Below are 20642 nucleotides of genomic sequence, written 5' to 3' on the forward strand. Positions count from 1 at the left end.
CCATCGGCCTCCGATATTGGGCGCATGGGTACTGATCAATGCACTTTGGTATTACCCGCCGTCACCACCCCGCGCGCGGCGGCGCATGGCCATGGCACGCGCAATCGCATCCAGATCGTCGATGCTGATATCGGGCATGGAGTCGAGCCCGGCCAGCACCGCGGCCAGATCGGCACGGTCCGCCGCATGCGTCCCATCATCGCGCAATTCGGGCATTGGCAACGTGCGGTGCGGATAACTGGTGCCGGTCAGGGTGTTGAACAACCAACCCACCCCCAGCAGCGCGAGCGTATTGACCGCGACCAGCGCCAGCAGCATCACTCCCCCGCCATGCGCGATGGCCGTATGTCCGGCCAGCACTGGCAACAGCACCACCGCGCCACTGGGCGGATGCAGGCAGCGCAGTGCCTCCATGGCCACGATTGCCAGCCCGACGGCCAAGGCCAGCGCCCCCGCCATTGCCAGCGCCGCCGCCGACCCTTGGGCAATCGCCGTCAGCGGCAGCGCCCAGGCCACGCCTATACCGATCAGCGCCGAAACCATATTGCCGCCCAGCACCGCGCGCGGCTGCGCCAGCGGGCTGGCGGTGACCACGAACACCAGTACGGCTGATGCCCCGATCGGCGGAATCACGCTGGCCGCGCCCCCGGTCAGCCGCGCCAGCACGGCCCCGCACAGCGTGCTGACGGCGACGCCGATCATCGCCCCCAACGCGCCGCGATAGCGCGCACCCATGCTCATGTGCGCGCCGCCCGCAACAGCCACGGCACCGTCAGCCCCTGCACAAAGATCGAAAACGCCACCACCGCAAACGTGGCCATGATCAGTGCGTCATGTTCGGGCAGCGCCGCCGGCACCCCCAGCGCCAGCGCCAGCGCCAGCGCGCCGCGCAATCCGCCCCAGAACATTACGGCCTTGGCCGATGCCGGCAGCGCCAGCGCCGTCCGGTCAAACAGCCGCGCCAGCGGATAAACCGCGATCAGCCGCCCGGCCAGCACCAGCGCGATGGCTGCGGCAGCGATGGTCAGGCTGCGGGCATAGGGCTCACTATGCAGAAACTGGCTGGCCGACTGGCTGCCGATCAGCAGAAACACCACGGAATTGGCCAGGAACGCAAAGAAATCCCACAGCCGGATCATGCCTTGCGCGCCATGATCACTCAACCACCGGCCACGCCCCCAATTTCCCACCAGCATCCCGGCGCTTAGCGTGGCCAGCACGCCCGACATATGCAGCCGCTCCGCGATCACGAACGAACCATAGGCGGCGAGCACGGTCAGCGTGGTTTCAACCAGTTGATCCTGCGATGATCCAGCGACCAGCAACAGGCATCCCGCCACCACCAATCCGCACAGCACCCCGCCACCCGCGATCTGCACCAGCGTCAGCAATGTGCCGCCCGCGCCGCCAGTGCTGCCCGCGATCCACGCGATCACCAGCGCAAACAACACCGCCGCCGCGCCATCATTGACCAGACTTTCGGATTCCATCAGGAATTTCAGGCGCGGGTCGGTGTGCTGCCCTTTCATCAATGCCAGCACCGATACCGGGTCGGTCGCCGCGATCAGCGCGCCAAACAGCGCCGCCGCCGGCCAGCCCCAACCCAGCCCGGCATGCATGCCCGCCGCCACCACCAGCGCCGACAGCAACGTGCCACCAAACGCGATCGTCAGCACCAGCGGCGCCTCTCGCCGGAATTGTGGCCAGCCCAGATGCAGCGCGCCTTCGAACACCAGCGGCGGCAACAGCACGGTAAACACCAGATCGCGGGTCAGCGGGATAGGCGCGCGAAACCCGGCCAGCGCCAGCCCCAGCCCGGTCGCCACCAGCCCGATGGCATAGGGAAATCCCAGCCGGCGGGTGACGATCGCCACCACACAGGCCACCAGCAGCAGCAGTCCCAGATCGATGATCGCAGCATCGGGCATCAACGCGGCGACACCACCACGCCATCCTTCATCACCAGCACGACGTGGCGCACGGCGCTGATATCGCGCGTGGGATCACCCGCCACCGCCACCAGATCGGCCAGCAGGCCTACCCGCACTGCGCCCAACCGGTCGGCCAGATGAAAGGCTTTTGCATTGCCCGATGTCGCCGCGATCAGCACTTGTGGCAGGGGCAGCCCGGCCGCCGCCATCAGCTCCATTTCGCGCGCATTGCTGCCATGGGCATAGACCCCGACATCGCCGCCCATGCACAGCGGCGTGCCCGCTGCGATCGCCAGGCGAAATGCGCTGCGTGATTCGGCCACCATCGCCGGCGCGGTGCCCTGGCCATCCCATCCGCGATAGCGCGCGATCGCATCGCCCGCGGCCAGCGTGGCGCAATAGGCGATATTGCGATCGTGCATCGCGCGGAACAGGTCGGGCGTGCCTTCGTCGCCATGCTCGATGGTGTCGACACCCGCGGCAATTGCGCGGCGCATGCCCTCTGCGGTCACGGCGTGCACCGCGACTGTTCGACCGGCATCATGCGCGGTGGCCACCGCGGCGCTCATTTCCGCCACCGACAGCGTCGGCCGGCTCGGCTCGCCGCGCTGGTAATGGTAATCCGCGTAAAGTTTTATCAGGTCGGCCCCGGCGGCGATCTGGTTGCGCGTCGCACGCACGATCTCGTCCACGCCCGACACCTCTTCGGCGCCGAGCGGCACGGCTACGCCCGGTTCAAAACCTTTGGGCCCATAGGCGCCGCGCGCCACGATCGCGCGGGTCGCCGCCAGCAGGCGCGGGCCTGGCACGATCCCTTGCGCAATCGCATCGCGCAGGCCGACATCGGCATAGCCGGCGCCCTCGGTGCCCAGGTCGCGTTCGGTGGTAAACCCGGCCAGCAGCGTGGCCCGCGCCTGTGCCACCGCGCGCGCGGTGCGCAGCGCCAGCGCTTCGTGCAGCACCTGATCATCCCACGGCGTTTCGTCATAAGGATGCAGGAACAGATGCCCATGCCCCTCGATCAACCCCGGCATCAGCGTAGCGCCGGGCAGATCGATCACCATGGCGCCGGCGGGTACCGGCAGCGCTGGCCCCACTGCCACGATCCGCGTGCCATCGGTCACCACTTGCCAGCCAGGGTGCGGCGCCGCATCAACCCCGTCGAACACCGCCGCCGGTTTCAGCAGGACGGGCGTGGCCAGGGCCGGGATCGGCGCCAGCAGCGCCAGGGTCAGCGCCGACGCGCGGCGAAAAATAATGTTCAGCATGGCCGTATGCTAACCGCCCGTCACGTGCTGTCCACCAGCGATTTGGGCTCTGTCACGGAAATGCCGCACCCCCTTTGCGTGGTTACCGCGCGGGCCCTATGACCGGGACGTGGCGGGGCAAAGGGTTGGATATGCGTGAACGTGTGGTCGGCGGGTTGGGAACGCTTCCTGTGCAGGTGGTCATGGCGATCGTCGCCGGCGCGCTGCTGGGTGCATTTGCGCCGCAGTGGGGCGAAGCGATGCGGCCGCTGGGCGATCTGTTTGTCAAACTGGTGCGGATGATCATCGCGCCGATCATTTTCGTATCGATCGTCACCGGCATCGCCGGGATGCGCGATCTGGGTGCGCTGGGCCGGGTGGCATTTCGCGCGCTGGCCTACTTTGCGGTCATGTCGGGTTTTGCGCTGGTGCTGGGGATGGTGGTGGCCAATGTGGTGCGGCCGGGCGCGGGATTTGCGATTGCGCCGGGTGCGCTCGATCAGGGCCGGATCGCCGATTATGTGGCAAAGGCGCATGATACCACGCTGACCGGTTTTTTCATGGGACTGGTGCCCGATACGCTGCTGTCTTCGCAGACCGATGGCAATATTCTGCAGGTTCTGGTGGTCGCAGTGCTGTTCGGGGTGGCGCTGGTCACGGTGCCGCAGGCCGGTTCCGGGGCGGAAACCGGCGCGCGCGTGCTTGGCCTGCTCGATGATCTGGGCGCGGTACTGTTCCGGCTGGTGGCCATCATCATGCGCGCGGCGCCGATCGGTGCGTTTGGCGCGATGGCGTTCACCGTGGGCAAATTCGGTGTGGCGGCGCTGGTGCATCTCGCCGCGCTGGTGCTGACATTTTATATCACATCGCTGATGTTCGTGCTGGGGGTGCTGGGTGCGGTAGGCTGGATCGCGGGGTTTTCGGTGCTGCGCCTGGCGCGCTATCTGGCGCGTGAACTGCTGCTGGTGCTGGGCACCTCGTCGTCCGAAAGCGCATTGCCGGGGCTGATGGAAAAGCTGGAAGCGGCCGGCGTGCCGCGCGGTATCGTCGGGGTGGTGGTGCCCACCGGCTACAGCTTCAACCTCGATGGCACCAATATCTACATGACGCTGGCCGCGCTGTTCATTGCCCAGGCCTGCCGGGTGGAGCTGACACTGGCGCAGCAGGCGCTGTTGTTGGGGGTGGCGATGCTGTCATCAAAAGGTGCGGCGGGGGTGACCGGTGCCGGGTTCATCACGCTGGCGGCGACGCTGGCGATCGTCCCCAGTGTACCGATCGCCGGGCTGGCGCTGATCCTGGGGGTGGACCGGTTCATGTCCGAATGCCGCAGCCTGACCAATTTCATGGGCAACGCGGTGGCCACGCTGGTCATCGCCCGGTGGGAAGGCGCGCTGGATCGCGAAAAACTTGCCGCCGCGCTGGCTTGACCCGGTCTGCACGATACGCCAGCCTTGGAACCGGAGGATGGCGTGGAACCTGAAACATCGCGCATCGCGCAAAACGGCGATGTCTGCCTGATCATCGGCGCGGGTGACGGGGTGGGGGCGGCGCTGGCGCACGCCTTTGCCCGCGCCGGGCATCCGGTATGCCTGACCCGCCGGGCGCGCAATCTTGATCGGCTGGAAACACTGGCGGCGCAGATCCGCGACGAAGGTGGACAGGCGCATGCGTTCGGCGTGGATGCCCGTTCCGAAACGGAAACCGTGGCACTGTTCGACCGGATCGAACGCGACATTGGCCCGATCGGCGTGGTCATTTTCAACATCGGTGCCAATGTGCAGTTCGGCATTCGCGAAACCACCGCGCGGGTGTTCAGCAAAGTGTGGGAAATGGCCTGTTTCGCCGGGTTTCTGGCCGGGCGCGAAGCGGCGCGGGTGATGGTGCCCCGCGCGCGCGGCACCATCCTGTTTACCGGCGCCACCGCCAGCACGCGCGGCCGCGATGGCTTTGCCGCATTTGCCGCGGCCAAGGCGGGCCTGCGCGCGCTGGCGCAATCGCTGGCGCGTGAACTGGGGCCACAGGGCGTGCATGTGGCGCATGTCATTTGCGACGGGGCGATCGATGGCGTGTTCATCCGCTCGCGGCTGGGCGACACCGCTGATCTGCTGCGCGATGATCTGATCCTGAAACCCGATGACATCGCGCAAAGCTATGTCTGGCTGCACAACCAGCCGCGTTCGGCGTGGAGCCACGAAATCGACCTGCGCCCCTGGCGCGAACAATGGTGACCAGCCCGATGACCGCACCCGCCACCCGCCGTGTAATCGAATTCCTGTTCGATTTTGCCAGCCCCAATGCCTATCTGGTGTGGAAAGTGCTGCCCGATCTGGCCGCGCGCCATAATGCCGAAGTGCGGCTGGTGCCGTGCCTGCTGGGCGGAATGTTCCGCCTGACCGGCAATCAGGCACCGATGCTGGCGTTTGGCGCGATCAAGGGCAAGATGGAGTACGAACGGCTGGAAATGCAGCGGTTTATCGATTCTCACGGGTTGACTGCGTTCCGCATGAACCCGCATTTTCCGGTCAACACGCTGGTGCTGATGCGCGGGCTGATCGCGGCGCGGCGGATGGGGGTGGAACCGGCTTATGTTGCCGCCGGCCTGGTCGCGATGTGGGAACAGGGGCTGGCGATGGACGATCCGGCGGTGATTGCTGCGGTGCTCGACACTGCGGGGCTGGACAGTACGGCAATTCTGGCGGCGACTCACGACGCCGAAACAAAGGCCGAACTGGTCGCCGCGACCGAGGCGGCGGTGGCACGCGGGGCATTCGGAATCCCGACTTTCTTTGTCGACGGTGAGATGTATTTCGGCAAGGAACGGCTGGCCCAGATCGCGCAGCAGTTGGCGGGATAGTGCGCAATTCGTTGGAAAATCAGCGGTGAAAATGCGGGTGTTCACGACCGGATTGGGTTCGTTGCGGGAACACACGTTGCAATTCAAGGTGATCCGTCCTATCTAGGCTTCGCTAACGTCGCCTGAGACGGAACTTTCGGCTACCTGCCTTCCGATTCCAATCACGCCTCTTTGCTCTGCAGACACACTGTCTGCCGATCGTAATCTCCCGTGAAAAGGAACCGGACTATGCCAGTAGGCACCGTAAAATTCTTCAATACCGACAAGGGTTATGGTTTCATCGCTCCCGATGATGGCACCCCCGACAGCTTCGTCCACATCAGTGCGGTTGAACGCGCCGGTCTGCGCACGCTGCTCAAGGACCAGCGCCTGAAATACGAGCTGGAAACCGACCGTCGCGGTAAAGTAGCAGCAGTCAACCTCGAAGCGGTCTGATCCATGGCCAAAGAGGATCTGCTGACCCTCGAAGGCCAGATCGACGAAATCCTGCCCGATGGTCGTTTTGGCGTATTGCTTGAAAACGACCATCGGATCATCGCCTATACGGCTGGAAAGATGCGCAAATACCGCATCCGTTCAGTCGTTGGCGACAGGGTTCGCGTCGAAATGACCCCTTACGATCTCGAAAAGGGTCGTATCGTGTTCCGGGACAAGGGTCCCGGTGGCGGTACCGGGCCTGGACCGCAGCGTCGGCGTAAATAGCCGGCGCCAAAGTCTTTTATTGGCGCGTCTTTTACAGGCGCATGAGCTTATTTATCGGCGCATGGTGCGCCCAGGACAATGATGTATACACTTTCTACCAATTACAGTGATTTCACGCTTCGTAATTTTCAAAATTTTCAGCCGTATCCTTATACGGTCCAACAACCGAATGGCGCCGGAACGTCCGGCAAACCCAAGCCATCTGACAGGTCTCCTGTGCTGTCCCGACAAGAATTGCAGCGCCTGATCCTCGACATGGTGGGCTGATCGGCGCTGTGCAGCAATGCACCGCCGGCAATGAAGGGATGACACATGACCGCATCCAGCCAGTTCTATCTTGCACAGGCTGCAATCTGCACAAAATCGGCCCAGAATGCCAGTCTGGCCAACCAGCGCGACATGTATTTGCGCGCCGGGGCCGCCTGGCAGGCGCTGGCCGACCGCGAAGATGATGTGACGGCGGCGCGCGAACAGCGCGATGCCGACAAAGTCGCGCGCCAGATTGTCGCCGCACCGGTTTACACCGAACTGGATGACGCCGAACCGGCCGACGCTGACGCGCTGTTCACAGCTGCGTCTGCCGAACCGGTATCGCGCAATGACGATTCCGCAATTTCCAGCGGGGCAGGGGTGCACGACACCACCGCCCTGTTCGGGGCTGCACACAGCGGCGAAACCAGCTAAAGGGTGCACAGCGACGCGTGCGGCGCCGGCTCTGGTCGGCGCCGCACGCATGCATTGCACCAACCCTGCCCACAGGGCTGCCACACGGTCCCGCCGTGCCTGCGCAGCCAGTCCAAAGTTATAAAAACCATGCCTTTTTCTTCGCTTCCCCCGCTGATTGCCACCGCCATTGCCGAACAGGGCTATGCCGAACCCACCCCGGTGCAGGCGGCCGTGCTCGCCCCCGAAGCGCACGACCGCGATTTGCTGGTGTCGGCGCAGACCGGATCGGGCAAAACCGTGGCATTCGGCATGGCCATGTCGGCCAGCATCCTGGCGGCCGAGGCTGAGGCCCGGTCGCGCACGCCGCTGGCGCTGGTCATCGCCCCCACGCGCGAACTGGCGCTGCAGGTCAGCCGCGAACTGATGTGGCTGTTCGGCAAGTCCGGCGCGCGCATCACCACCTGTGTCGGCGGGATGGACGCATCGAAAGAACGCCGCGCGCTGATGCACGGCACCCAGATCGTCGTCGGCACCCCCGGGCGGTTACGCGACCATCTTGAACGCGGCGCGCTGGACCTGTCGAACCTGCGCTACGTCGTGCTCGATGAAGCTGACGAAATGCTCGACATGGGTTTCCGCGAAGATCTTGAAGAAATTCTCGAAGCGACGCCGGGCGAACGGCGCACGCTGATGTTTTCCGCTACGATGCCCAAACCGATCGTCGCGCTGGCCAAGCGCTATCAGCGCGATGCCTTGCGCATTTCAACCGTCGGCGACAATTCGGGCCATGGCGATATCGATTACCAGGCGGTCGCGGTGTCGCCCGCCGATATCGAAGGCGCGGTGATCAACCTTGTCCGCTATCACGAGGCGGAAACTGCCATCCTGTTCTGCGCCACGCGCGACAATGTCCGCCACTTGCACGCCTCGCTGATCGAACGCGGGTTTGCCGCGGTCGCGCTGTCGGGCGAACACAGTCAGAATGAGCGCAACAACGCCTTGCAAGCGCTACGCGATGGCCGCGCGCGCATTTGTGTCGCCACCGATGTTGCCGCCCGCGGGATCGATATCCCCTCGCTCAGCCTGGTCATCCACGTTGAAACCCCGCGCGATGCCGAAGTGCTGCAGCACCGGTCGGGCCGCACCGGCCGTGCCGGGCGCAAGGGCACTGCCGTGCTGGTCGTGCCCTATCCGCGCCGTCGCCGGGTGGAAGGCATGCTGCGCGATGCGCGCGTTTCGGCCACCTGGGTGCCGGTGCCATCGCCCGATGCGATCCGCGAACGCGATCGCGAACGCATGCTGGCCGAATTGACCGCGCCGGTCGAATCGAGCGATGCCGAACGCGCCATGGCCGAACGCATCATGGAAACCATGACGCCGATCGATATCGCGCTGGCGCTGGTCCATGCCGGCAAGCGCGGCGTGCCCGAACCCGAAGAATTGCTGGAGGCGGGATCACCTGACGGCGGCGCACGTCCCGAACGCCGCGCCGGTTTTGAAGACATTTCGTGGTTCCGCATGGATATCGGCCGCCGTCAGAACGCCGATCCGCGCTGGATTCTGCCGCTGCTGTGCCGCCGCGGGCATATCACCCGCAACGAAATCGGCGCGATCCGCATCGGCGCCAACGAAACCCATTTCCAGGTGCCGCGCGCGGTCGAGGCAAAGTTCCTGGCCGCGCTGAAACGCACCGCCATGCCCGGCGCGGAGGATGAAAGCGGCATCACCATCGAAGCGTCGAGCGAACCGCCCAGCGGCCCGCACCCCGCGCGCGACAACGCGTCGCGCGACAATGCATCGCGTGACAACGCACCCCGTGGAAAAGTGCGCGGCCCTGGTCCTGGCAAACCCGGCGGTCAGGGCTATGCCCGCAAAGGCCCGCCGCGCCGCCGCGACTGATCTGTCGCGCAGGGCCAGCGCGACCGTTCAGATCACAAAAAACCCGTGGGAACCATCACGGCGCAATTGGTCCACCAGGCCGTATTCCCAGTCGATATAGGCCTGCATCGCAGCGGCAGCGTTATCCGTGCCTTCATAGGGGCGTTTGTAACGGCCTTCGGTCCCGCGCGGGTCGGGTGCGCCGTCGCCGCCGCTGGCCAGCGTCACTTGCGCTGGCCAATCGAGCACCAGCACCTCCCAACCCAATTGTGCCAGCCACGATGCGGTCATGTCGGCGCGCGCGCCCAGATCATCGGCCAGCACGATCCGGGCCCCGCGCACCGGGGCACTGTGATCGATTTCCTGCACCAGCTGCCCGCCCGGCGCATTGCGAAATCCGGGCAGATGCCCGGCCGCAAAGGCATCGGGCTGGCGCACGTCGAACTGGTACAGCGTGCGCGTGGTTTGCGCGCGCAAAGCACCCAATTCATCCCAGGTCACATGCCGCACCCCCGCGCGGTATGATACGTCGCGCGCACGGATGCGGGCATCGTCGATCGCGTCGGCGGGTGGCATGTCACCGCGCGCCTGTTGCCCGATGGCCAACGCCTGCCCCGCCAATGTCCAGCCGATCGTGCCATTACGCAGCGCATAGACCGGGTTGGGCACCCCGGCATTGACCAGCGATTGCGCGCCGATGATCGACCGCGTGCGCCCCGCGCAATTGACAATGATCGTGGTGGCGGGATCGGGCGCCGCTGCGCGTGCCGATAAAACCAGTTCGGCGCCGGGCACACTGATCCCGCCGGGGATTGCCATTGTGGCATATTCGTCAAACCGCCGGGCATCCATGATCGCAATATCGGCACGTTGATCGATCAACGCCTGCACCGCAGGCGCGGGCAGCGATGGCGTATGGCGGTGATGTTCGACCAGCTCGCCAAATGCCTTGGCATAGGAATTGACATCCTCGAACAATTCGAACCCTGCTGCGCGCCAGCCCTCCAGCCCGCCATCCAGCACATGCAGTTCGGTAAACCCCAGCGTGCGCAACTGTTCGATCGCCGGCGCGACCAGCCCTTCGCCCGCGTCATAAATCACCACCGGGGCTGTGCGGCGGGGCAATCGCCACGCCGCCTCGGTCGCGATCTGCCGCAGCGGGATCTGCGCCGCAAACAGCGGGTGGCCGGTTGCAAACGCCGCCTCTTCACGCAGATCAATCAGCGCCACTTCGTCGCGGGCGATCAGCGCATTGCGCACATCGTGGGGGGTCATGGTCATGCGCGCACCGATCTGTCCCACAGATTGGGCAGCTGCGTGTTGGCATAGCCCGATATGAACCGCTTTCGCCCACCGTCAGCCGTGTAGGTCGCGCGCTCGACTGCGCCGATGTTGGCGCCATAGACATGGATCGAAATCGACGGTGCATCGGCAATCGCATTCCACACCCGGTGAATATCGCCGATGCGTGGGGACACCGCCTCAACCATGCCGGGTTCCAGCACGCTGCCGGTACCCGCGCTGATCAACCTGCCATCCGCCGCCAGATCATACCGTTCGGCCTGTTCGCGCCCGCGCAACATGCCGATCAGGCCCCACACCCGGTGGTCATGGATCGGCGTGCCCTGGCCCGGCCCCCATACGAACGACACCACGCAGAACCGTTCACGGCTGTCGCAATGCAGCAGGTATTGCTGATAACGATCGGGGTGCGGCACCGCGCAATCGGCCGGCAGCCAGTCATCATGCGCGACCAGTCCGGCCAGCAATGCCGATCCCGATTGCAAAATCACCGCCTCGTCCGCCGTGCTTTCCAACACGTCGGCCATGGCCGTCACAAATCCCCGCAACCGCGCCAAACCGCCGGTATGATCGTCGCTGCCGGTCATTTGCCCATTCAACACTGTCGTCTCCGTCGCAATAAGGGCGCCAATGTGGTTTGCTCTACCGCCAAAGTCGCGATAGCGCATGGGCGAAGTGCTCGCACCCGGGCACAATCGGGTCACTGGGGCTGCATGCCGATCACCTTGCGCGTGCTTTTTTGTGCCATTGCGCTGTTCGTGCTGGGGCTGCTGGGCCTGCGTGTGCTGGCGGGCCCGGCGCATACCGGCGTGGTGATCGGATTCCAGACCGACGTCGATCCCGGCAAGCTGGCACAGGTCGGCGGGGTCTATGACCGCGTGCTGGGCCAGGCAGTGGTCTGGCGCAAGTTCGACAGCGGCACCGATGTGATCACTGCGCTGGCCGCAGGCGATATCGATTTCGGCTATCTGGGGTCCACCCCGCTGGCGATCGCCGCCACGCGCCAATTGCCGATCAGCACGGTGGTGCTGGCCAGCCGGTTGGGACGGAGCGAGGCGCTGGCGGTGCGCGATGGTTCCGGCATCACCAGCCCGGCCGATCTGGTGGGCAAACGCGTGGCGGTGCCGTTTGTGTCGACCTGCCATTACAGCCTGCTGGCGGCGCTGGCGCACTGGCATATCGCGCCTGGGTCGGTGCAGATCATCAACCTGTCACCGCCGCAGATTGCCGCCGCCTGGGCGCGCGGCGACATCGATGCCGCCTATGTGTGGGACCCGGCGCTGGGCGCATTGAAACGCACCGGGCGCGTCCTGGCCGGGTCCGACGATGTCGCCCGGTGGGGCGCACCGACCTATGACGCGTGGGTGGTCCGCCGCGATTTTGCGCGCGATCATCCACAAACAGTGCAGCGCTTTGTCCGGGTCACGCTGGATGCAGTCGGCACGTGGCGGCACATGCGCACCACACTGACCCCGGCATCCGCACAAGTGGGCGCGATTGCGGCGCTGACCGGCGCCAGCCGCGATGATATTCCCGCACTGCTGGCCAGCAACGATTACCCCGATGCCTCCGCGCAAGGCGGCCCGGCCTTGCTTGGCGGCGGTCTGGCCCGCGACCTTGGCACCACCGCCGCGTTTCTGAAAGCGCAGGGCAAGGTCGATCGCGTGCTGCCCGATTATCGCCCGTTTGTTGATCCGCGCTGGGTTCGCGCCGCAGCCGTGCCGATGGAACTGCCATGACCGATCCCGCCGCGTCCGTCCTGTCCGCCGATGCCGTGTGTGTGACCTATCGCAGCCGCAACGGCGCGGTGCAGGCGCTGCGCAACGTTTCGCTCGCTGTCGCGACCGGCGAAATCGTGGTCGCGCTGGGGGCATCGGGCTGCGGCAAATCGACGCTACTGGGGCTCTATGCCGGGTTTGCGCGGCCAACCAGCGGACGGGTGCTGATCGAGGGTGCGCCGGTCACCGGCCCCGGGCCAGACCGCGCAGTGGTGTTTCAGGATGACGCGCTGATGCCGTGGCTTTCGGCGCAAGACAATGTCGCGTTCGGCCTGCGCCTGCGCGGGATGGGCCGGCCGGAACGCGAAGCGGTGGCGCGCGATCTGCTGCGCGAAGTTGGCCTTGATGGCTTTGCCGACCACGCCATCAACGAAATGTCGGGCGGGATGCGGCAACGTGTCGGGCTGGCGCGCGCGCTGGCAGTCGACCCGCGCTTTCTGCTGATGGATGAGCCGCTGGGCGCGCTGGATGAATTGACCCGCGAACGTATGCAGGTGTTGCTGCTGCAACTGTGGCAGCGCAGCGGCAAAGGCATTTTCCTGATCACCCATTCGATTGAAGAGGCGCTGTTTCTGGCGACCGAGCTGGTCTTGTTCAGCCCGCGCCCGGGGCGCATCGTGCAACGCTATCGGCCCACGTTCGGCCGCCGGTTTCTGGCCGGCGAACCGCTCCGCGCAATCAAGAGCGATCCGGAATTTCTGGCCATGCGCGAAACGCTGGCAGCTGCGATCCTGTCCGAAGAAGAGGAGGGCCTGGCCCGTGGATAATCCTTCGCGCGGGGCTGGTTGGGCCAGTCTGGCCACGCTGGCGGTCATTGTGGCGCTGTGGTGGGCGGTTACCGCCAGCGGGCTGATCGCGCCGCTGTTCCTGCCCGGGCCGGGCGCCGTTGGCTTGCGCATTGTCGATCTGGCCCGCAACGGGTTTGTCGGCGCGTCGCTGTGGCAGCATGCCGGTGCCAGCCTGGCGCGCGTCGGGCTGGCGATGCTGTTTGCGGTGGTGACCGCGATCCCGGTGGGCATGGCGATGGGCCTTTCGCGGCGCATCAACGCCGCGCTTGATCCGCTGATCGAATTTTACCGCCCCGTACCACCGCTCGCCTATCTGCCGCTGATCGTGATCTGGTGCGGGATTGGTGAAGCGACCAAGGTGATCCTGATCACCCTGGCGATCTTTGCCCCGCTGGCGATCGCCACTGCCAGCGGCGTGCGGCGGGTCGATGCCGACCGCGTGCGCGCGGCGCGCTCGCTGGGCGCCAGCCGGGATCAGGTGGTGTGGCTGGTGATCTTTCCCAGTGCGCTGCCCGATATCCTCACCGGCCTGCGCATCGCGCTGGGGGTGGGCTGGTCCACGCTGGTCGCGGCAGAACTGGTTGCGGCCACGCGCGGGCTGGGATTCATGGTGCAATCGGCGTCGCAAATGCTGGTGACCGATGTGGTGATCGCCGGCATCCTGCTGATTGCGGTGATCGCGCTGGCGATCGAACTCGTGCTGCGCTGGGTTGAACGCCGCTTTGCCGGCTGGTCGGGCACGCGCTGAACGGCTTCACGCAGCAGGCGCGGTCCATTCGTCCAGATCGGGCGATTGCCCGATCAGCGCCAGACCGTGCGCGATTGATGTCAGTTCATCGCCACACGCGATCCGCGCATCGCCAAACCGGCGGGTAAACAGATCGCGCACCGCCGGGATCAGCGATGATCCGCCGGTCAGAAACACGTGATCGATGTGATCTGGGGCCAGGCCCGCATCGGCCAGCGCGGCATCAACGGTTTCGGCAATGCGGTCCAGATCGGGCGCGATCCAGCGTTCAAAATCGGTGCGCGCCACGTCCACCGCGATGGTCAGGCCGTCGCCGGCAAACTGGAACTGTGCGTGCGTATCGGATGACAGCGCGCGTTTCAGCCGCCCCACCGCCTCGTACAATCCATGGCCCAGCTCGTTTTCAACCACCGCGATCATCCGGCCGATCGCGGCCGGGTCGGTCGCGCTGTGCTGCAGCTTTGCCAGTTGTTCCAGCGTGCGGCGGTTGCGCATCAGCGCCAGCCGCGACCAATCGCCAAAATCGGCAAAATGCCCAGGCGGAATTTCCAGCACTTTGTCAAACGACCGGTACGTGCCGCCCTTGCCCAGCAGCGGCAGCACCAGTTTGTCCATGATGCGAAAATCGAACTGGTCCCCGGCGATGCCAATCCCGGCCGCACCCAGCGGGGTACAGCGGCGCGGGGCACCCGGCGCGGCCACCCGCACGATCGAAAAGTCGCTGGTGCCGCCGCCAAAATCGGCCACCAGCAGCGTCGCCGGTTCGGTCAGCCGCGCCGCAAAGCTGAACGCTGCGCCCAGTGGTTCATAAACATAATGTACCGGCCGGCCCAGACTGGCGAACATCGCGTCATAGCGGGTGCGTGCCAGCGCCGGATCGGGCCGTGCGCCAACATAGCGCACCGGGCGGCCGACCACGATCCGGTCGGGCAGTTCGGCCAGCGCTGCGCCACCGTGCGCCACCAGATGGCGCAGGAAAATCCGCCCCAGCTCTTCAAATTTCAGCCGTTTTTCAAACAGGTTGGCATGTTCAAACGCCGGGTTGGCGGCCACCGATTTGAACGATTGCAAAAACCGCGAACCGCCAGGGAAATCCAGAAATTCGGCAATCGCCCAGGGTCCGGCCGCCGATGCCAGCGCCCCGCGATGCGCATCATCGGCCCAGAAACACAGTGCCGAACGAAACACCGCAGCCGGCCCGTCGGGCGTGGCGAAATCAACCAGATCGACCCCGGCAGACGCCCGCGCACAGGCCACCACCGAATTGGTGGTGCCAAAATCGATGCCGATCGCGAGGGTGTGATCGCGGCTGGAATCGGATTGCAGCGGGGCCATGGGAAGGATCTTTCGGGTCGGTGGGCGGCTATGACAGCGTGGCTCCCCAACGGCAACCGTGTCACGCATGTTTGCCCGATGCTGATTTGTGTTTTCTCAGGCGCCAATTCGCGCAACATTCGGCACCATGACCGACCACCGCTATTCCGCCGCCCATTGGGGCATCTACGAAGTCACGCCGACCACCGGCGCCGAACCCGCGCTGCGGCCGTTGTCCGCCGATCCCGATCCGACGCAGATCGGGCTGGATCAGCTGGCGCCACAAGTGCGCAGCCTTCGTGTCGCGCGTCCGGCGGTGCGGCGTGGCTGGCTGGAACGGCGTGACCGGTACGGGCGCGGCAGCGACGCCTTTGTCGAACTCGACTGGGACGAAGCGCTCGATCTGGTCGCGGGCGAAGTGGCGCGGGTGCGCGAACAGCATGGCAATCAGGCGATCTTTGCCGGGTCCTATGGCTGGGCCAGCGCCGGGCGTTTCCACCACGCGCAAAGCCAGCTGCACCGCTTTTACAACACCATCGGCGGCTATGTCCGCAGCGTTGACAGCTATAGCCTGGGCGCCGCGCGGGTGCTGATGCCGCATATCTCCGCCGATATGGACACCCTCCACGCGTCGCACACCAGCTGGGACAGCCTGGCCGCGCATTGCACGCTGTTTGTCGCCTTTGGGGGCGTGCCGCTGAAGAACACGCAAGTGTCCTCCAGCGGGGCCGGGCGCCACCGCGCGCGTGCCGGGCTGCAGGCGCTGGCGGCGGCGGGCGTGCGCGTAATCAATGTTGGCCCGGTTGGCGACAATCTGGGCGACGGCGCGGATGCGGGCGGCACCACCGAATGGATCGCACTGCGCCCCAACACCGATACCGCGCTGATGCTGGCGCTGGCGCATACGGTGCTGCACGATCCCCGCTTTGACCGTGGCTTTATCGACAGCCACACCGTCGGGTTTGACCGGTTTGCGGCTTATCTGCTGGGGCACGATGATGGCCTGGCCAAAACCCCGGAATGGGCCGCCGCGATCACCGGGGTCAATGCCGCCACGATCCGCGCGCTGGCCGCCGACTTTCTGTCAAACCGCACCATGCTGTCGACGGCGTGGGCCTTGCAACGCGCCGCGCATGGCGAACAACCGTTCTGGGCGCTGGTTGCGCTGGCGGCGATGCTGGGCCAGATCGGCCTGCCCGGCGGTGGCTATGCCGTGGGCTATGGCCCGATGAACGCGCTCGGCAGCAGCCATGTGCGCATCCCCGGGCCGGTGTTCGCGCAAGGGCGCAACCCGGTGGCCGACTTCATCCCGGTGGCACGGCTGGCCGATATGCTGCTCAACCCCGGCGCACCGTTCCAGTACAACGGCGGGCATTATCACTATCCCGATATCCGGCTGGTGCATTGGGCGGGCGGCAACCCGTTTCACCATCATCAGGATCTGAACCGGTTGCGCCGCGCCTGGGCACGGCCCGATACGATCGTGGTCAACGAGCCCTATTGGACCGCGGCCGCGCGCCATGCCGATATCGTGCTGCCGGCGACAATCGCGCTGGAACGCAACGACATCGGCTTTGCCAATCTCGAAGGGTATTACATCGCCATGCAGGCGGCGATGGCGCCACAGGGGCAGGCGCGCAACGACCATGATATTTTCACCGGGCTTGCCGCGCGGTTCGGGGTTGCTGCGCAATTTTCCGAAGATCGTGATGAAATGGGCTGGCTGCGGCATATCTATGATGAAAATCGCGCCCGGGTCACCGCCACGGGCATCCCGCTGCCGGATTTTGACGCATTCTGGCAGGCCGGGCTGATCGACCTGGGTGCGCACGATCGCCCGCGCGACATGCACGCCGACTTTCGCGCCGATCCGGTCGCCCATCCGCTGGGCACGCCATCCGGTAAAATCGAAATTTTTTCGGAACGGATTGCCGGGTTCGCCCTCGACGATTGCCCTGGCCACCCGGCGTGGCGCGAACCATTCGAATGGCTGGGCTCACCGCTGGCCGCGCGGTTCCCGTTGCATCTGATTTCCGATCAGCCGGCGCGCCGCCTGCACAGCCAGCTCGATCCGTCACCATGGAGCGTGGCGGGCAAAGTCAATGGGCGTGAAGGCGTGCACATCAACCCGGCCGACGCCGCCGCGCGCGGCATTGCCGATGGCGACGTGGTCGAACTGTTCAACGATCGCGGTCAATGCCTGGCCGGCGCGGTGCTCAATCCGGCGATCATGCCCGGCGTGGTGCGGCTGTCGACCGGGGCCTGGTACGATCCCGATGGCACGCGCGACCGCCATGGCAACCCCAACACGCTGACGCTCGATCGCGGCGCATCATCGCTGTCGCAGGGGTGCAGCGCGCACACCTGCCTGGTCGATCTGCGCCGCCTGACCGAACCCCAGCCACGCGTGCAAGCATTCGATCCGCCCCCGATTGAACCGCGCTGACCCTTCCGACTGGAATCACACCATCAGCGCGAGCAAATCCTGCACCCGCGTGGTGGCAAACCCGACCGCGATGTCGGAAATGCCATAGGGTATCAGCAGCGTTTCAGTGCCCAGCAGCATCGCGCCGCAGGTATAGACGACATTGGGCACATAGCCTGATCGGTCGGCATTTTCGGCGGTCAGGATCGGCTGCGGTGATCGGGCGATCACCCGTGACGGATCATCGCGATCCAGCAGCGCACAGCCCAGCGCATATTTGCGCATCGCGCCCACGCCATGCGTGATCAACAGCCAGCCGGCGTCGGTCAGGATCGGGCTGCCACAATTGCCGATCTGGATGAATTCCCACGGATATTTGGGCTCCATCAGCAGGCTGCCTTCATCGTCCCAGCGGTCCAGCCGGTCCGACCGCAGCAAATAGAGATTCTTGCCGTCCTGGCGTCCGATCATCAGATATTCGCCGCCGATCTTTTGCGGAAACAGCGCCATGCCCTTGTTGCGCCCGGCGCCGCCGGTGATCGGATCCAGCGCAAACGTGCAAAAATCGCGCGTGCGCAGCAACTCCGACTGGATCGACCGCCCCGAATAGGCGGTATAAGTGCCCAGCCATTCGATATCGCCGCCGCCATGGTCAAACCGCACCAGCCGCAAATCTTCCAGCCCGTTGGCCTGTTGTTCGGTGACCGGGAAAATCACGGTGTTCGACAGGCTGCTTTCCGGATGGCGCCCGACGATCACCGCGTGGCCGGAACCACGCTGCGGGTCATCGGGCAGCCGTTCCACGCTGGTGGCAAAGGCGGATTCGGGCCACAGATCGAACGATCCATCGGGATAGGCGATGCCTTCGCGAAACGCGATAGAGCTGATGTGGCCTTCGCCCACCGCGCGCAGCGACAGGATGAACCGCACCGATCCATCCGCCATCCCCGACTGGTCGGGGTGGGCGACGATCGACGGATTCATCAGCGCCGCCGCCGAATAGGAATATTCGTGGCAGAAATAGGCGCCAATAAGCTTGCGCCGCTGCGGGGAATAGCCTTTGTCGGCCAGGCCCAGCGTGGCCTCCACCTCGGTATAGCGCTTTTCGAAAATCAGTTCGGTCTGCCAATGCCGGTTCTGGAAATCGTGCAGCACCACGCCATATTCGTGCGCCACTTGCCCATCGCTCAGCGCGGCAATGTCGCGCACCAGGTCAATGGCGCGATCATGCGGTGCGCTGCTGGCCTGCCATCCCAGGTGGAACGGACGCAGCACCACTCTCGACGGATCGGCGTGCAACCTTTGTTGCAGGATGCGAATCCCGTTTCGTACGTTTGCCGTCAGCTGAATCGCCAAGTTCCGTCCTTGCTGCTGTATTGCGCCGCAACAGCGACGGCAGGCTGTAATGGCCAGGCTGAAAGGCCAGGGATCGATCCTGCGCCAGCGTTCCCGTTGCGCCCGCGCCGGTCAGCACCGCTCAACGCCGGATCGATTTCGCCAGCGTTGCCATCAATTTGCGCATGTCTTCGGGCAGCGGTTCGCTGACGATCGCGTCATAATAGGCCTTGATCTGCTTGTTCCAGTCCGGCTTGTCCGACGGACCGCCAGATCCGGCAACGGGTTGCGGAATCGCAAGCGGGCGTTCTGGATCAGGCACTTACACATCCAATCAATGGCACGATTTGCACGGAAAGGCCCTGGCGACTGGGCACTGTCACGATCCGCGGTTCACATGGCTAGATTCACTTGGCGATGTCGTCGCATCCGGCGGTCATCACCGTGGTCTTGCCGGCGCGCTACGAAAATTCAAATGACCGCCCCGCGCGATTGTTCCGCCCTGGCCCCGCACGCGGCGCTGGTCAACCATCCCCGCCGCCAAAAAACAGCGTCTGGCTGATGGTGGTGCGCACGGTTTCCTCACGAAACGGCTTGGTGATCATGAAGGCCGGCTCACGCCCGCCGCCGGTCAGGAACTTTTGCGGAAATGCCGTGATGAAAATCACCTGGACCGGGCTGGTATGCTGCATGGCGTCAACCACGTCGATGCCCGAACTGCCGTCGGCCAGTTGCACATCGCTCAGGATCAGGTTGGGATGATACTGCTGAAACGCCGCCAGCGCCTCGCTGGCGGTGGCGGCCTTGCCGACGATTTCGTGCCCACCCAGCCGCACGATGTCCTCCAGATAGTTGGCGATGGTCGGCTCATCTTCGATGATCAACACCCGCACCACCGGTTCGCGGGTAATGTCATCGCGCGCCGCAGCGACCAGCGCGGCGGCCTCAGCCTCTGATATGTTGAGGATTTCGGCGGTCTGGCCCAGCGAAAATTCCTCCAGCTGGTTCAACAGCAACGCCTGGCGGCGCAGCGGCGGCATCCGGCCAAGCTGCGATCCGCCCGGTTGATCCACCACGTCGGTCGATTGCGCAGATTGCGGATCGACCGTGTTCCACAGCACCGAAAACGCGGCAAACAACCCGGTCGCGCTGGATGCCATCCGGTCGAGCGCGGCCGGGTCTGCCAGCGCGGTTTCCAGCGTGGCGCACACCAGCGCATCGCCGGCCTTGCGGCTGCCGGTTGCGGCCCGTGCATAGCGACGCAGAAACGGCAAATTGGTTGCCAGCTGGTTCGTGGGCACCGGGCCGGAATGGCCTGGCCCGGTTGGTAAGGCCGCTGACATCGGTGGCATCCGGTTTTCCTGCAGGTCTGGCGGGAACACTTTGTGGCTGGCGCGCACGGGCATACCACCCCACCGGAAGGGTACGCATTGTCAACAAACGGTCGAGCGTGGCCATTGTTCCCATCGGCAGCTGCCCCGGCGCAGAAAAATAATTCAAATTTTTTCGTAGGGTAGCACGCAGCGCAGGGTGTACAACGGTAAACGCGCTGTTCGATCCGTGGCAGCGGAACGCGCGCTCCGGATTACAGGTTTGTCGTCATTTGGCCGCTACCGGCCTGCGGAATCCAGGCCGGCCCGCGACTCCACCGCGCCCAGACCGACTCTGTCTGCC

20 protein-coding genes are annotated in these 20642 nt (G+C 65.2%); 11 read left to right on the plus strand and 9 right to left on the minus strand.

Going from position 1 to position 20642, the window contains the following annotated elements; all coding sequences use genetic code 11:
- Window positions 1-51 precede the first annotated feature (51 nt).
- From ABWP89_RS08005 to ABWP89_RS08015, 3 genes are read right to left on the minus strand one after another with little or no spacing between them, the layout of a single operon-like run.
- On the minus strand, window positions 52-741 hold the full coding sequence (locus ABWP89_RS08005) for an HPP family protein (protein WP_353228459.1): 690 nt from the start codon (window positions 739-741) through the stop codon (window positions 52-54).
- Window positions 738-1928 (minus strand): cation:proton antiporter, encoded by a 1191-nt coding sequence (locus tag ABWP89_RS08010; protein WP_353228461.1) that lies wholly within the window; start codon window positions 1926-1928, stop codon window positions 738-740. The genes ABWP89_RS08005 and ABWP89_RS08010 overlap by 4 nt, the downstream gene beginning before the upstream one ends.
- The gene (locus ABWP89_RS08015; protein ID WP_353228463.1) at window positions 1928-3199 is read right to left on the minus strand and encodes a metal-dependent hydrolase family protein; all 1272 of its coding nucleotides are present in this window, start codon (window positions 3197-3199) and stop codon (window positions 1928-1930) included. The genes ABWP89_RS08010 and ABWP89_RS08015 overlap by 1 nt, the downstream gene beginning before the upstream one ends.
- A gap of 131 nt (window positions 3200-3330) precedes the next feature.
- Between ABWP89_RS08015 and dctA the strand changes: the two genes are divergently transcribed.
- From dctA to ABWP89_RS08050, 7 genes are all read left to right on the plus strand, one after another.
- Entirely contained in the window at window positions 3331-4605 is a 1275-nt protein-coding gene (gene dctA, locus ABWP89_RS08020) for a C4-dicarboxylate transporter DctA (RefSeq protein WP_353228465.1), read from the plus strand.
- Window positions 4606-4647: 42 nt separating this feature from the next.
- Window positions 4648-5406 carry an SDR family NAD(P)-dependent oxidoreductase gene (locus ABWP89_RS08025; RefSeq protein WP_353228467.1) on the plus strand — a complete coding sequence of 253 codons (759 nt, stop codon included), beginning with the start codon at window positions 4648-4650 and terminating at the stop codon, window positions 5404-5406.
- A gap of 8 nt (window positions 5407-5414) precedes the next feature.
- Window positions 5415-6032 (plus strand): 2-hydroxychromene-2-carboxylate isomerase, encoded by a 618-nt coding sequence (locus ABWP89_RS08030; RefSeq protein WP_353228468.1) that lies wholly within the window; start codon window positions 5415-5417, stop codon window positions 6030-6032.
- Window positions 6033-6260: 228 nt separating this feature from the next.
- The gene (locus ABWP89_RS08035) at window positions 6261-6467 is read left to right on the plus strand and encodes a cold-shock protein (protein ID WP_353228470.1); all 207 of its coding nucleotides are present in this window, start codon (window positions 6261-6263) and stop codon (window positions 6465-6467) included.
- Between the two features lie 3 nt (window positions 6468-6470).
- On the plus strand, window positions 6471-6734 hold the full coding sequence (gene infA, locus ABWP89_RS08040) for a translation initiation factor IF-1 (protein ID WP_353228472.1): 264 nt from the start codon (window positions 6471-6473) through the stop codon (window positions 6732-6734).
- 312 nt (window positions 6735-7046) lie between these two features.
- Window positions 7047-7418 carry a hypothetical protein gene (locus ABWP89_RS08045; RefSeq protein ID WP_353228474.1) on the plus strand — a complete coding sequence of 124 codons (372 nt, stop codon included), beginning with the start codon at window positions 7047-7049 and terminating at the stop codon, window positions 7416-7418.
- Between the two features lie 129 nt (window positions 7419-7547).
- A complete protein-coding gene (locus ABWP89_RS08050; protein WP_353228476.1) occupies window positions 7548-9299 on the plus strand; it encodes a DEAD/DEAH box helicase in 1752 nt (583 codons plus the stop codon).
- Between the two features lie 27 nt (window positions 9300-9326).
- Here the strand turns inward: ABWP89_RS08050 and ABWP89_RS08055 are convergent, their stop codons facing one another.
- Complete coding sequence (locus tag ABWP89_RS08055; protein ID WP_353228478.1) at window positions 9327-10559, minus strand: rhodanese-like domain-containing protein; 1233 nt, start codon at window positions 10557-10559, stop codon at window positions 9327-9329.
- Complete coding sequence (locus tag ABWP89_RS08060) at window positions 10556-11167, minus strand: cysteine dioxygenase family protein (protein ID WP_353228480.1); 612 nt, start codon at window positions 11165-11167, stop codon at window positions 10556-10558. Before ABWP89_RS08060 ends, ABWP89_RS08055 begins: the two co-directional genes overlap by 4 nt.
- Window positions 11168-11293: 126 nt before the next feature.
- Here ABWP89_RS08060 and tauA point away from each other — a divergent pair, with 126 nt between their 5' ends.
- Genes tauA through tauC form a run of 3 tightly spaced genes read left to right on the plus strand, consistent with a single transcriptional unit; the run spans window position 11294 to window position 13894 of the window.
- On the plus strand, window positions 11294-12319 hold the full coding sequence (gene tauA / locus ABWP89_RS08065; RefSeq protein WP_353228481.1) for a taurine ABC transporter substrate-binding protein: 1026 nt from the start codon (window positions 11294-11296) through the stop codon (window positions 12317-12319).
- Window positions 12316-13125, plus strand: coding sequence for a taurine ABC transporter ATP-binding protein (locus ABWP89_RS08070; RefSeq protein WP_353228483.1), 810 nt, complete (start codon window positions 12316-12318; stop codon window positions 13123-13125). The genes tauA and ABWP89_RS08070 overlap by 4 nt, the downstream gene beginning before the upstream one ends.
- Entirely contained in the window at window positions 13118-13894 is a 777-nt protein-coding gene (gene tauC / locus ABWP89_RS08075; protein ID WP_353228485.1) for a taurine ABC transporter permease TauC, read from the plus strand. Before ABWP89_RS08070 ends, tauC begins: the two co-directional genes overlap by 8 nt.
- 6 nt (window positions 13895-13900) lie before the next feature.
- On the opposite strand, the gene ABWP89_RS08080 is transcribed toward tauC, so the two are convergent.
- The gene (locus tag ABWP89_RS08080; protein ID WP_353228487.1) at window positions 13901-15229 is read right to left on the minus strand and encodes an Hsp70 family protein; all 1329 of its coding nucleotides are present in this window, start codon (window positions 15227-15229) and stop codon (window positions 13901-13903) included.
- A gap of 127 nt (window positions 15230-15356) precedes the next feature.
- Between ABWP89_RS08080 and ABWP89_RS08085 the strand changes: the two genes are divergently transcribed.
- Entirely contained in the window at window positions 15357-17654 is a 2298-nt protein-coding gene (locus ABWP89_RS08085) for a molybdopterin guanine dinucleotide-containing S/N-oxide reductase (protein ID WP_353228489.1), read from the plus strand.
- 15 nt (window positions 17655-17669) lie between these two features.
- Here the strand turns inward: ABWP89_RS08085 and ABWP89_RS08090 are convergent, their stop codons facing one another.
- From ABWP89_RS08090 to ABWP89_RS08100, 3 genes are all read right to left on the minus strand, one after another.
- Window positions 17670-18989 (minus strand): glycoside hydrolase family 130 protein, encoded by a 1320-nt coding sequence (locus ABWP89_RS08090; RefSeq protein WP_353228491.1) that lies wholly within the window; start codon window positions 18987-18989, stop codon window positions 17670-17672.
- 121 nt (window positions 18990-19110) lie between these two features.
- Window positions 19111-19290 (minus strand): NepR family anti-sigma factor, encoded by a 180-nt coding sequence (locus tag ABWP89_RS08095; protein ID WP_353228493.1) that lies wholly within the window; start codon window positions 19288-19290, stop codon window positions 19111-19113.
- Window positions 19291-19492: 202 nt separating this feature from the next.
- Window positions 19493-20320: a PhyR family response regulator anti-anti-sigma factor gene (locus tag ABWP89_RS08100; protein ID WP_353228495.1), complete on the minus strand. Its 828-nt coding sequence runs from the start codon at window positions 20318-20320 to the stop codon at window positions 19493-19495.
- Between the last annotated feature and the right edge of the window lie 322 nt (window positions 20321-20642).

This window comes from Novosphingobium sp., assembly GCF_040398825.1.
GTDB lineage: Bacteria > Pseudomonadota > Alphaproteobacteria > Sphingomonadales > Sphingomonadaceae > Novosphingobium.